The organism is Paraburkholderia xenovorans (genome assembly GCF_046030735.1).
Lineage (GTDB): Bacteria > Pseudomonadota > Gammaproteobacteria > Burkholderiales > Burkholderiaceae > Paraburkholderia > Paraburkholderia xenovorans_A.
In genome coordinates this window covers 171,791-184,670 of the sequence record NZ_JAQQBV010000002.1, presented here as the reverse complement: position 1 = coordinate 184,670, position 12,880 = coordinate 171,791, and the positions used below count along the sequence as shown (strand labels likewise).

The window sequence follows — 12,880 nt, the reverse complement described above, 5'->3', positions numbered from 1 at the left end:
CGCATGACGCCTAAAGCGTAACGCACCGCACGCATTGGCAGACAGCAACAAGGTTTGTCGATCGCAACCTTTACCGCAATGACGCGGCAAGCTTCGTGAAGGTGGGCTCGTCGGTGCGATCGAACGCGAGCGGCGTGACCGAGACACGGCCTGACTTCACCACGGAGGTCTCGCTGTCGGGTTCGTTCTCACGCGGGCCGCGTTCGAAGCGCAGCCAGTGATACTCGAGGCCGCGCGGGTCCACCTGCGGCAGCACCTCGATGCCCGTCACCAGGCCGACACCTTGCCGCGTCGGCGTCAGCGGACCGGCTGCGGCCGCATCGACATCGGGGAAATTGATGTTCAGGCAGGTCGGCGCGTCGTGCTCGATCGCGAGCAACTGCCTGATCACGCCGGGCGCGAGCGTGCGTGCGGTGTCCCAGCGCACGTTGTTGCGGTCGCTGAAGGTCTGGCTCAACGCGAACGCGGGCAGGCCGAGCAGCAGGCCCGTCATCGCCGCGCCCACGGTGCCGGAGAACATGGTCTCGACACCGAGATTGCCGCCGCGATTGACGCCGGACAGAATCAGCGTAGGCGGCGTTTCACGCATCAGATGACGCACGCCCATCACGACGCAGTCGCCCGGCGTCCCCACCACGCCGAAGCGCCGCTCGCCCTGGCGGCTCACGCGCAGCGGCGAATGCAGGCTGATCGAATGCGACGTACCGCTCTGGTCGTGCTCGGGCGCGACCACCCAGACCTCGTGCGCGAGCTCGGCGGCAACGGCTTCGAGCACGGCGAGGCCGGGCGCGTCGATACCGTCGTCGTTCGTCAACAGCACGCGCGGCACTTTGGATTCATAGGCTGGCATCGCAGCTTTCTCCTCTCGATGGATAAGGAAACGGAAGCCGCATTATCCGGCGATTGGCAGGCGTGTGGTTCGAACCCGGCGACCAGATCGCCTGGCATCGAAGTCTCGATGATCTCGTGAGACCGCGCGCATTCTTTATTGCGTTTGATACTGGAAATCGGTTTTAATTATTTGCGATATTTATCATAAATTGGATGATTGATCGTATTAAATATTGCGATTAAATTCCTCCGGAAATTTTATGAAACATGAATTGGATTAATTCGAGAATCTGGAAGGATTCCCGCGATGGGCATGAAGTAAGGCGCGGATAGGTAATGAAATTATCTGGAATAATAAATCCTTTTACGTCGCAAAAACACAACGCTGTAATTAACTGAAAAACAGATTTTCACTTTGTCGGATATTCTCGGCCGCTCGATAGCACTCGCTATTCGAATTAGGAGATATCTGAATGAAAAAACTTGTACTGTCGAGCCTCTCGCTCGTTCTGTTCGGCGCCGCAGGCGTCGCCCACGCACAAAGCTCGGTCACGCTGTACGGGCTGATCGACACCGGCCTGAGCTACACCAGCAATTCCAGCGGCAGCAGCAATTACCAGCAAGCGAGCGGCCTGCTCAATGGCGACCGTTTCGGCCTGCGCGGTTCGGAGGATCTGGGTGGCGGTCTGAAGGCGATCTTCGTGCTGGAAAACGGCTTCAATCTGTCGACCGGCAAGCTCGGCCAGAACGGGCTCGAATTCGGTCGCCAGGCGTTCGTCGGCCTGTCCAGCGACCAGTACGGCGCGCTCACGCTGGGTCGCCAGTACGACAGCGTCGTCGACTATCTGGGTCCGCTCTCGCTGAACGGCACGCAATACGGCGGCACGCTCGCGGCGCATCCGTTCGACAACGACAACCTGAACAACTCCGTGCGCATCAACAACTCGGTCAAGTTCCAGAGCGTCGATTACGCGGGCCTCAAATTCGGCGCGCTGTACGGCTTCTCGAACGCGGCCGGCAGTTTCGCGAACAGCCGCGCATATAGCGTGGGCGGTTCTTACGAGTTCGGCGGACTCAAGGTCGCCGCGGGCTATCTGCAGTTGAACGGCACCGGCTCCGCCACTAACTCGGGCGGCGCGGTGCCGACCGGCGACTCCACGTTCAACGCGGGCAGTCAGCGTACGTACGGCGCGGGCGTCAACTATGCGTTCGGCGCGGCGAACGTCGGGCTGGTGGTCACGCAAACGCAACTGAGCAGTGCTACGTCGATCAGCTCGGGCGCATCGGGTCAGACGAACGGTCTTGTGCTGACGAGTGGCAGCGCCCGCTTCACCAACTATGAAGTGAACGCGCGTTATGCGTTGACGCCCGCGTGGACGTTGTCGGGCGCCTACACGTACACCGACGCGAGTCTCGACGGCGTCAGTCCGAAGTACCAGCAGATCACGCTGCAGACCGACTACGCGTTGTCGAAGCGTACCGACGTGTACTTCGAAGCAGCTTTCCAGCACGTCGGCAGTACGGGTAGCTCGGGCATTACGGCTGACATCGTCGGCGTGAGCGCTTCGTCGACCGATTCGCAAGTGGTGGGGACGGTGGGGATTCGTCACCGGTTTTAAGCGGGTTTTCCGGCTGGCGTGACGGAAGATCCCGTCACGCCGGATGACCTGTGGCGAAGGTCGGGTTTCGTGTGGAGCAGGGCCAGGCCCGAAGTCGCGTCAGCCGGATCTTCTGTACCATGCACGTGACGTCGTACCCGTTCACCGCATGGCGGCCGCGTCACGCCGCGCACGTTATCCCCCCATCACCCAAGGCAAACACCCATGCAAACCAAGCCGTTCCAGATTGCCGTCCCGGATGCCGATATCCACGACCTGCGTCGGCGCATCAAGGCGACGCGCTGGGCGCCGGCCACGCTGTCGCCGGCCTGGCAGCAGGGTATCGAAACAGCCTGGCTGCGCGAACTCGCGGCCCACTGGGCCGATCGTTTCGATTGGCGCGCGGCCGAGCGCGGGCTGAACCGTCAGCCGCAGTTTCTCGCCGACATCGACGGCCAGCGCGTGCATTACGTGCACCGGCGCGGCATGGGTCCCGCGCCTTACCCGATCGTGATCACGCACGGCTGGCCGGGGTCGTTCTTCGAATTCCACGCGCTCGTCGACCTGCTATGCGATCCGGCTGCTTCCGGCGGCGACCCGGCCGATGCGTTCGATGTCGTGGTGCCGTCGCTGCCCGGTTTCGCGTTTTCACAAGCGCCTGCTCAAGGCGGAACGTCGGCATTTCAGGTCGCGGATTTATGGGCTTCGCTGATGCGCGGCCTCGGCTACGAACGGTTCGGCGCGCAAGGCGGCGATCTCGGCGCAGGGGTGTCGGTGGCGCTCGCGGCGCGTCATGCCGACGTGGTCGATGGCATTCACCTCAACTTCCTGCCGAGTTCGTACGAGCCGGCCACCGGCGCCGCGCAAAGTCCGCTCACGTCCGCCGAAGCAAACTATCTGCGCGAAAAGAACGAATGGGTCGCACTGGAAGGCGGCTACGCCCACATGCACGCGACGAAGCCGCTGACGCTCGCCGCTTCGCTGAACGATTCGCCGATCGGACTGGCTGCGTGGATCGCCGAAAAATTCCGCGCGTGGAGCGATTGCGGCGGCGACATCGAGCGCGTGTTCCCGAAAGACGAATTGCTGACCAACATCTCGCTCTACTGGCACACGCAGAGCATCGGCTCCTCGATCCAGATGTACTGGGAAAACCGGCTGCAACCGATGCGCTTCGCCGAAGGGCAACGCGTGCTGCCGCCGGTGGGCTTCGCTCATTTCCCGAAGGAGATCAATCATCCGCCGCGCTCGTGGCTCGAGCGCACCTTCGACGTCGTGCAATGGACCGACATGCCCGGGGGCGGACACTTTGCCGCACTGGAGAAGCCCACGCTGCTGGCCGCCGAGATTCGCCGGTTTTTCCGCGCGTTGCGGCCTTAGCGGCGGCGCGGTTCGAACCGCACCTGCGCTTCGAGCTGCTCCCGCGTATCGCGTTCGTGAAAACATCGAACGTGATGCCGATCATCAAATATCGTCAGGCGCCGAGCGGGCAAACGCGCGGGCGCGTATGATCGGCGGCTCACTGCGGATGAGGGCGCCGACACTACGCGTTTGGCGTAGGCCCGCGAGGAGAAGCAAAAATAATGCAGAACATCCAGGCCTCGACGCGGCGCGTCGTCTATTTCACGCGCGACCCCTTACCGGAACTGCTGACGTCTTTTCAGGCGCGCGACTGGACGGTCGAGGTCGTCGATTCGGTGCGCGACGTGCAACACGCGGTTCAGGACGGCTCGCTGGCCGCAGGCCTGATCGACCTGTCGAGCGTGTTCCACACTCGCGAGCTCGCGGCGATCGAAGCCTGCCTCGCGCTGCCGCACCTCGGCTGGGTGGCGATGGCCGGCGCGGCGGAGCTCGACCATGCGGCCATCCGCCGGCTCGTGCGCGACTATTGTTTCGATTACGTGACGCTGCCGGCGGATAACGTCAGGATCGTCGACACGGTCGGCCATGCATGCGGGATGATCCAGCTCGGCGTGCCCGCGCCGCTCGACACGTCGAGCGCCGAAGACAACATGGTCGGCAGTTCTGAATCCATGCTCGCGTTGTTCCGCTCGATACGCAAAGTCGCGGCCACCGATGCGCCGGTGTTCATCTCCGGTGAATCCGGCACGGGCAAGGAGCTCACGGCCGCGGCGATCCACGCGCGCTCGCCACGCCGCAATGCGCCGTTCGTCGCGATCAACTGCGGTGCGATTCCACCGCATCTGCTGCAATCCGAGTTGTTCGGCTATGAGCGCGGCGCCTTTACCGGCGCGAATCAGCGCCGGATCGGCCGGGTGGAGGCCGCGAACGGCGGCACGCTGTTTCTCGATGAAATCGGCGACCTGCCGCTCGAGAGCCAGGCGAGCCTGTTGCGCTTTCTGCAGGAAAGCACGATCGACCGCCTCGGCGGCAACAATGCGATCGACGTCGATGTGCGCATCATTTCGGCCACTCACGTCGATATCGATACGGCCATCGACGAGGGACGCTTTCGTGCGGACCTGTACCACCGTTTGTGCGTGCTGAGAATCGACGAGCCGCCGCTGCGCGCGCGCGGCAAGGACATCGAACTGCTCGCGCTGCACACGCTGGAGCGTTTCCGCAAGGATGCGAGCCGCCGCCTATACGGATTTTCTGCCGAAGCGATCGCGGCGCTTCATCGCTACGAATGGCCGGGCAACGTACGCGAATTGATCAACCGGGTGCGGCGCGCGATGGTGATGTCGGAAGGGCGCACGATCACCGCGGAAGATCTCGAACTCGCGGGCTACGTCGCCATGGTTCCGATCACCCTCGCGCAGGCACGCGAAACGGCCGAACGGCAGGCGATCGAACTGGCGCTGCTGCGTCACCGCGGACGCTCCGGCGACGCCGCGCGCGAGCTCGGCGTGTCGCGCACGACGCTGTACCGGCTGCTCGGCGCGCATGGCGTGCGCTACGGCAATGACAGCGAGACAGGAAGCTGAGGTAACTTCTTCGCTAGCCCCCATCAAAATCGCCGCGAAGGATACGTAACTTCGACCGGCGGCGAAGCGGCGGACCGCAGCCGCGTTGCGTCTCGCTGAGTTTTGGCGGAAAGGCAATACATAGACGTGAAACGATAGGGCATCACTGATATCTGCGCCCCGGCTCATCCGACTCCATCGCCGCAGATCAGCTCACGAGTTTCGTGCGCCGCGCCATCCATTGCGCGAGCCGCAACTCATCGCATCACGCAGGAACGCCCAGATCCGTCCCCAGACAGTCAGGACAGCACCAGCCAGGAGCGAACCGTTTCTGATGCCTGCTGAGGAGCAATGTGAAGCTTTTCCCTTGTACGCTGGTTTATGTCGACGCCGACGCGAATCCGGGTGCGAACTCGACGAATCGCGACCCGCTCTCGTATGTGAATCAGGCGATCTGCCTGAACAACAGCTTGCGGCGGGTCGGCATGCCGACGCTGACCATCATGACCAACGCGCCGGTGCTCGTCGCGGGACGGCTCGCGAGTATTGCACCTGAGAAGCGGCCGGCGCTGACGACGCTGACCGCAACGATCGACTTGCCCAAAGAAACGCCGTTCTACGCCGCGCATTTCAAGCTCGCGCTGATGGATCAACTCGCCGCGACATTGCCCGCGGACACGATGCTGTTGCTGCTCGATGCCGACATGGTGGCGATGCTGCCGCTCGATCGCGATCTGATCGAGCGATGTGCGCTGGCCGGGATCGGCGCATTCGACATTTCCGATCAGGTGTTCCCTGCGTATGGAAGCGAGCGCGTGGTCGCGGATCTGGAAATCGTCGCGAATCGCAGGCTGAGAAATCCGCGCTGGTACGGCGGGGAGTTTTTGCTGGCCACACCCGCGGCGCTGCGGCGGCTCGTGCCGCGCGCGCGGGCCAGTTACGCGAGCTATCTGCGCGAGAGCCCGCGCTTGCGGCATCACGGCGACGAAGCGTTTGTGTCCGCCGCGCTGAACGTGCTCGTCGACGAAGGGCAGAGCTTGATCGAGGTGGGCGCGTATCAGGCGGTCGGGCGGCACTGGGCCGGCAACAATTATCGCGACGTGCGCTGGTTTCGCTGCTGCTCGTTCGTCCATTTGCCGGGCGGCAAGGCGCTGCTCGAGAAAGAGGCGCGCTTCGGCGACTTCGTGCCCGAGCGATTCTGGCGACGCCTGCGGGTCGCGCATCTGCGTGGCCGGGTCCGTCATGCGCTCAAGCGGATTGCGCGCTGTCTCAGTGTCGAGCGCATCGCTACGTGGTCCGCTTGCGCGATGCGCAGCGTCAAGAGCTAGACCCTCGCGCACGCACTTTCGTTTCATGGACCGCTCCCACGCATCGAGCCAGCAGGCGTTCGCGCGGAGCGTCGACACTTCGTGTGCGGCGGTCCGCCGCCGCCGTTCATTTGATATCAATGAGCGTTGATCGCATACCGGGAAAGTTCTCCTCTCTGCTTACGCAGCGTGAGGAAGTGCAACTTTCAGCACGCGGTCACCGTATGCCACATATCCATTAGAGAGTCAGATGAGCAACCGAATTTCTTCGAAAAATGCCGCGGATTTCCATCCGGATCTAACGTTATCGAGCGGGGGAGCGCCGTCGGCACATTCCAGCGCCGGCCGAAACGCGAGCACGCCTCGCAGTGTGCCTCCGGCACTGTCGAACTTGCATCCTGCTTCGCTCAAGATGAGTGCGCGCTTTAGCCATGCGGTCGATCGGGTACAACCGCAAACGATCCAGAATTTGCGCTTGTCCGCGCAGGTCGTCGATGCAGTCGAACAGTATTTTCCGCACGGTGCAGGCAATCAATGGCCCGCGGTGGTGCACAGCGAAGGAGAAAGTTACGCACGCTTGCATCTGACCAGGGGTATGAAGAAGGAGTATGCAAAACAACATCCGGAGATGGATCGTACGTTTCGCAACGCGCGCCTTGCCGCCACGCTGCAAGGTGCAAACTGCGGCGAAATGGCCGATACCGCGTATACGTACCTGGCCGCGACAGGCGCCAATGCGCCGGTGAGCCGAGTCTCCTATCAGAACAATCACGAGTTCGTGATGCTCGGCGATCCACGGGCGAGTACCGCAGACACGGTCGTGGTCGATGCCTGGCCTCATTTTGCCGGTGCGACAACGTTGAAGAACCTGAAACTGGATCCGGCTGGGATGGTCATCAAGAAACAACGTTTCGAATCCGGTGGATCACATGAGGCGCAGCAGGCTCTCAGCGGCATTCACCCTATGACGAAGGCCGAGGTGAACCAGCGGATAGCAGCCGAGGGTTTCCCGCCCATTGGTCCTGAGCTGCTGAAGGATCTCAGCGAAAGTTTGCACGAAGCAGGGCAGAAGATGTTTGACGAGCGCACGCTCGCGAGAGATCCGTCGGTCCAATACTACGATGGCGCGAATCAGCCGACGGCCTTCGATAAAACCCCGCCCGCCCGGATGACCCGCAAGCTACAGGCGGTTGCCGACTACGAGCGGGCAGTGACACGTAATCCGCAATTGTTCGGCGACATCGACACCATCTAGTTAGCGTCGCGTAAGCCGACGCCAGTCAGAATCTCGTTTCGAAGAGAACGGTGCGGGAATAAAACCGCACCGCTCCCGGTTATGCCTGCTGAACCGCTAGCACGCGAGCGGTCGCTCCAATTGTCGGAGCATCAGCAATCTCATAGCCGGGAGACCCACCATGTCATCAAACGATTCGTTCAACCCCACCCGCCGCAACGCGCTCAAATGCCTTGCGTTCGGCGGTACGGGCACGCTCTTCATGCTCGCGGGCGGCATCCTCACGCCGCTGGATCTCGCGCTCGCCGCGCAGACCAACTCCACCGGAGCCATGCCGCTGTTCCTGCAGATCAGCGATTCCCACATCGGTTTCAACAAGGAAGCGAACCCGGATGTCGCGGGAACGCTCCGTCAGACGATCGACTTCGTCAACGCGATGCCGGTCAAACCGGCACTTACGCTTCATACAGGCGACATCACGCATCTGTCCAAAGCGTCGGAGTTCGATCTCGCGGCGCAGTTGCTGTCAGGGCTGAACATCACGGAACTTCATACGGTTCCGGGCGAACACGATGTGACCGACGGTCCCGGCACCGAGTACTTCAAACGCTTCGGACAAGCATCGGACAACAAGGGCTATTACAGCTTCGACCACAACGGTGTGCATTTCATCGCGCTCGTCAACGTGATGCATTTCAAGCCGAACGGGTTGGGTGGACTCGGCGACGAACAACTCGCGTGGCTCGAAAACGACCTGAAAGGGCGCTCGTCGAGCACGCCGATCGTTGTCTTCGCACACATGCCGATGTGGACGATCTACGAGCCCTGGGGTTGGGGGACCGGCGACGCCGGTCAGGCGATGAGCTATCTGAAGCGCTTCGGGTCGGTGACCGTGCTGAACGGCCATATTCATCAGATCGTCTCGAAGGTCGAAGGCAACATCACGTTCCACACGGCGCGCTCGACTGCCTATCCGCAACCGACCGCGGGCGACGGCCCCGGTCCCGGACCGCTCACGGTGGCCAGCGACCAGCTACCCAGAATGCTCGGCGTGACCAGCATCCAGATTGCGCAGCATCCGTTGAAGGCGACGCTCGCCGATACCACGCTCGCTTGATCTCGTGTTTGATCTCGTGATTCGAGTTCACCTAACGCTCACTTCTGGAGATGAGCCATGCAAGCCAATTCGCTTCGCCCCATGCTTCGCGCGCTGATCTGCGGCGCCACGTTTTTTGCCGTATCGGCCGGACTTTCCGTTGCGCACGCGGAGTCGCCCGGTTCCGTTACGATCAAGAACTTCATGTTCTCGCCGATGGACATCACGATCAAAGCCGGCTCGACGGTGACGTGGAAAAATCTCGATGGGGAACCCCACACCGTCGTGAACGATGCGGGCATGTTCCACTCGGCCGCGCTCGATCAGAACGACACCTATCAGTACAAGTTCGACAAACCCGGCGTCTACAAAGTGTTTTGCGGTATTCATCCGAACATGAAAGAAACAATCACGGTTCAATAGTCAGTTAATTCGTTCCGCCGTTTCATACGACCACCACGCGTTGCCGTTCGCAGCGGGCGTGTTTGTTGCATGTCGACTGCCTGCTGCCGCGCCGCTGTTTCAACGACCCGCTGCGGCGCGGGCAGCGGGCGGGAACGCCGGGTCGGCGAGGCGCGTAACGACACGCGTGTTGGCATCTTTTACATTTTTCGCTTCTTCAGTCGTCCTGTCTGAAGATTGTTTTAAGCAGTGCATCTACATGTTGTGACCGGGGCCGCGAGGGAGTTAAATTCTCCAAACGGCTTTGCGTCGATCCGCAAGCGTTCATATGAGGAAAATCTGCCCACGCGGCAGACGAAAGAATTTCAGAGAGCATGTCGATGGCCAACGAGCGTGACTTTTCACGAGGTTCTTCGGACGATCCGGAAACGGATTTTGCCGCGCGCATGCACAGCGAGATGTCATCGCCGACACGGTTCGGGCGTCTCGCGCTGTGCTTCGCGGTGGCGGGCGCGCTGACGCTCGGCGTGATGGGCACGGTCGCTTACGGGATCTGGTTCAATCAGGATCAGCGCGCGTATGCCGAAGCGATGGCGAACGCGCGGCAGGCACTCGGCACAACGGCATCTAACGGATCGGCAGTGCGGGCGACGTCGGCAAACGCAGCGCGGCCCGCATCCGGTTTCACGATGCTGTCCACGTCTACCGGTCAATCGCATACCGTGCCGGATGGCGAGCAAGGGTCGCCGCAAGCGTCGTGGGCCGGCGAGGTCAAACGGTCCGCCGCGTTGCCTGAGGTGCAGGCCAGCGCTACCGATGCCGTCGACACGGCCGCGCCGTCCTCGCCACCGGCTCGCCGCGCCACGAGTTCGGCGCAGCCCGTCGCGCAGCAGACGGCAGCGAGCCGCGCCGGTCGCGACGCACGTGTCGCGCAGCAAGAGCGGGAGCGGCGCCCGCAGACGGTGAATCCGCGTCGCAAAGGTGGTCTGTTCGCACGCATGGGGTCGTTCTTTCGTCGCGTAACCTACCGCCAGCATGGCAACTCAGGCCAGCAAGACCTCTACTCCCACCCCTGAGCCGTCGGGTGCCGCACGCGCGATGTCGGCGCGCGGTTTCGCGACACGGCTGAGGCTCGGGCCGGCGATGCTCGCGGGCGCGTCGCTGCTGTGCCTCGTGATCGGCCTGCTTTACGTGGCTGCGCAAATCAGGACGATCTTCTCCGACCAGTTGAAACAGGAATATGCGGGGCTGGTGCTGGACACGGCCGATCGCGCGCAAAGCGCGTGTGATCAGGCGAGTGTGTGGCAACGTCTGCCTGGGGAAAGCGTGGCTCGAAAGAGGGGCTACGATGCGGCGAGCGCCGAACTTGCGCGTCATCTGAAGTCGCTTGCCGCGTTGATCGATGCGAGTCCTTTTGTCGTGCCGGGTGCGCCGCCGGGCGTGCTGAACGCCAATACCGATCTCGCGGGAACGGCCGCGTTGCTGAACCGCATATCGGCCGCCTGGCGAGCCCAGCGCGACGCCGACAACGCCGACGTGCGCGTGAAAATCGCGCATGTCGCCGATACGCTCATCGCGCTCGCGGCATTGGTGTTCTGCACGCTGTTCGCGGCGCTGGCGATGTACGCGAAGCGCGCGCGTTTATTGAAAGGGCAATCGAGCGCGTTCGAACACGCGGCGTTGCACGACGCGCTGACCGGTCTGCCGAACCGGCGCATGCTGCTTCACGCGCTGAAAGCAGCGGCGACGCAACCGTCGACAGGCTCGGTGCGCCGCAAAATCGCCTTACTGTATGTCGATCTCGATGGATTCAAGCAGGTCAACGATACGCTCGGCCATGGTCTCGGCGATCAATTCCTTGTCGTCGTATCGCAGTGCTTTCGTGATTCGGTGCGTAAAACCGATCTGGTTGCGCGGATCGGCGGCGATGAATTCGCGGTGCTGGTGCGCGAGTTTTCGACGCAGACCGAACTCGGCGAAATCGCGCAGCGCCTGATTGCGTGCGTGGCTCGAACGGACGAACAGTTGGGAATCGGCACGGTGCGCGCGAGTGTCGGGATCGCCAGCTTTCCCGATCTCGTCGACGATTATCAGCGGCTCGTCGCGGCAGCGGACGACGCGATGTACCAGGTCAAACGCAACGGCAAGAACGGTTACGCGTTCGTGAAGCAACCTGTTTGAACGGCGCGTGCTTTAACCCTGCGTAACCGTCGATCCAATCTTTTTCTCCGCCGCCCGGCGCGACGCTTGATCGATAACCTGAAGACGCCGGTCGTCGTCCATATGTTTCCACTCGCGGATTTCGTCGCGCGTGCGCAGGCATCCAATGCAGAAGCCCGTTGTGCTATCGAGTTTGCAGACGTCGATGCAGGGTGATTGAACGGCCATTGGTCAAACCATCGCTTCGGTAGGGTTGGGTTTCGGGTAGCGCGCGAGTATAGCTCAACGGCGTTTGCATGAGCCCGCACGCCGCGCCGGGATTCGTGTTAAAAAACCGGAACTCGCCTCCACGCAAGAGATGCTTTCCCGTGCTCCTTGCGTTCGAAAAATCATCTGCTGCGCAAGGATTCGATGTTTGGATACTCGTTGATCGGCGTTATGCGGCCCGCAAGCCGCGTCGATAGAATCGTTGCCGCATTGGCGCTGACATTGGCGGCCTGCGCGCCATTGCCGCCTGGCGTCAGTCAGGCCACGAATCAAAGCGCGGATCAACCCGCGCATCAAACCACGCCCCAGGTCACGCTTCACGGCGATGCGCCCACCGCCGCGCGTGCGGCCGACGGTCCACTCGCTGTTCCGCCCAATCTGATCGCGCTGACGCAACCGGCAGGCCAGAAACGCCTGCTCGACGCCGGCAACAAGGCGTCGTACTGGCCGCTGTCGCAGTACTTCGAAACGCAGCGCAATCAGGCTTATTGTTCGGTGGCGACCTCGGTGATGGCGCTCAACGCATTGGGCGTGCGCCGTCCCGAGTCGACGCAATACCCGGATTTTCCGTATTTCTCGCAAGAGGATTTTTTCCGCAGCGTCGACCCAAACGTGGCGAATGCTGCACGCGTGTCGCGAGAAGGGATGACGCTCGATCAACTCAGCGCGGCATTGGCCGCCTTTCCGGTCGACGTGAAAAAATTCCATGCGGCGGACCTGTCGCTCGCGCAGTTTCGCGCGTTGATCCGCGACACGACCACGCATAGCGACCGCTTCGCGCTGGTCAATTTCAGGCGCGTCGAGATCGGTGAAGTGGGCGGCGGTCACTGGTCGCCGCTGGCCGCATTCGATGCGTCGAGCGACAGCGTGTTGCTGCTCGACGTCGCGCGCTACAAATATCCGGCGGTCTGGGTGCCGATCGCTCAACTGTATGCCGGCGCGCTGGCCGTGGACAACGTGAGCGGAACGTCGCGCGGTCTCGTGATCATCGGCAAGCGCGACACCTGATCTCGACATGATCGAACGAGCGAAGCAGGTCAGTTGTTTTCGTTGCGCCA

Annotated in this window: 12 protein-coding genes; 10 read left to right on the top strand and 2 right to left on the bottom strand. The window is 62.2% G+C overall.

Annotation, left to right across the window (positions count from 1 at the left end; genetic code table 11):
• Positions 1–70 precede the first annotated feature (70 nt).
• The gene (gene surE, locus PQQ51_RS02560; RefSeq protein WP_408494528.1) at positions 71–850 is read right to left on the bottom strand and encodes a 5'/3'-nucleotidase SurE; all 780 of its coding nucleotides are present in this window, start codon (positions 848–850) and stop codon (positions 71–73) included.
• Between the two features lie 454 nt (positions 851–1,304).
• On the opposite strand from surE, the gene PQQ51_RS02555 reads away from it, so the two are divergent.
• The 9 genes from PQQ51_RS02555 to PQQ51_RS02515 all read left to right on the top strand — a co-directional run bounded on the left by PQQ51_RS02555 (position 1,305) and on the right by PQQ51_RS02515 (position 11,576).
• Positions 1,305–2,450, top strand: coding sequence for a porin (locus PQQ51_RS02555; RefSeq protein ID WP_408494526.1), 1,146 nt, complete (start codon positions 1,305–1,307; stop codon positions 2,448–2,450).
• 204 nt (positions 2,451–2,654) lie between these two features.
• A complete protein-coding gene (locus tag PQQ51_RS02550; RefSeq protein WP_408494524.1) occupies positions 2,655–3,809 on the top strand; it encodes an epoxide hydrolase family protein in 1,155 nt (384 codons plus the stop codon).
• Positions 3,810–4,012: 203 nt separating this feature from the next.
• Positions 4,013–5,377, top strand: a complete 1,365-nt coding sequence (locus PQQ51_RS02545) for a sigma-54 dependent transcriptional regulator (RefSeq protein ID WP_408494522.1) — start codon at positions 4,013–4,015, stop codon at positions 5,375–5,377.
• 332 nt (positions 5,378–5,709) lie between these two features.
• Positions 5,710–6,684: a hypothetical protein gene (locus PQQ51_RS02540; RefSeq protein ID WP_408494520.1), complete on the top strand. Its 975-nt coding sequence runs from the start codon at positions 5,710–5,712 to the stop codon at positions 6,682–6,684.
• A gap of 229 nt (positions 6,685–6,913) precedes the next feature.
• Positions 6,914–7,918, top strand: coding sequence for a hypothetical protein (locus PQQ51_RS02535; protein ID WP_408494518.1), 1,005 nt, complete (start codon positions 6,914–6,916; stop codon positions 7,916–7,918).
• Positions 7,919–8,078: 160 nt separating this feature from the next.
• On the top strand, positions 8,079–9,014 hold the full coding sequence (locus PQQ51_RS02530; RefSeq protein WP_408494516.1) for a metallophosphoesterase family protein: 936 nt from the start codon (positions 8,079–8,081) through the stop codon (positions 9,012–9,014).
• Positions 9,015–9,071: 57 nt separating this feature from the next.
• Positions 9,072–9,416, top strand: a complete 345-nt coding sequence (locus PQQ51_RS02525) for a cupredoxin domain-containing protein (RefSeq protein WP_408494514.1) — start codon at positions 9,072–9,074, stop codon at positions 9,414–9,416.
• Between the two features lie 353 nt (positions 9,417–9,769).
• Positions 9,770–10,471, top strand: a complete 702-nt coding sequence (locus tag PQQ51_RS02520) for a hypothetical protein (protein WP_408494513.1) — start codon at positions 9,770–9,772, stop codon at positions 10,469–10,471.
• Positions 10,431–11,576 carry a diguanylate cyclase domain-containing protein gene (locus PQQ51_RS02515; protein ID WP_408494511.1) on the top strand — a complete coding sequence of 382 codons (1,146 nt, stop codon included), beginning with the start codon at positions 10,431–10,433 and terminating at the stop codon, positions 11,574–11,576. Before PQQ51_RS02520 ends, PQQ51_RS02515 begins: the two co-directional genes overlap by 41 nt.
• 12 nt (positions 11,577–11,588) lie before the next feature.
• Here the strand turns inward: PQQ51_RS02515 and PQQ51_RS02510 are convergent, their stop codons facing one another.
• Entirely contained in the window at positions 11,589–11,783 is a 195-nt protein-coding gene (locus PQQ51_RS02510) for a DUF1289 domain-containing protein (RefSeq protein WP_408494509.1), read from the bottom strand.
• Between the two features lie 183 nt (positions 11,784–11,966).
• Between PQQ51_RS02510 and PQQ51_RS02505 the strand changes: the two genes are divergently transcribed.
• On the top strand, positions 11,967–12,830 hold the full coding sequence (locus PQQ51_RS02505) for a phytochelatin synthase family protein (RefSeq protein WP_408494507.1): 864 nt from the start codon (positions 11,967–11,969) through the stop codon (positions 12,828–12,830).
• Positions 12,831–12,880 lie beyond the last annotated feature (50 nt).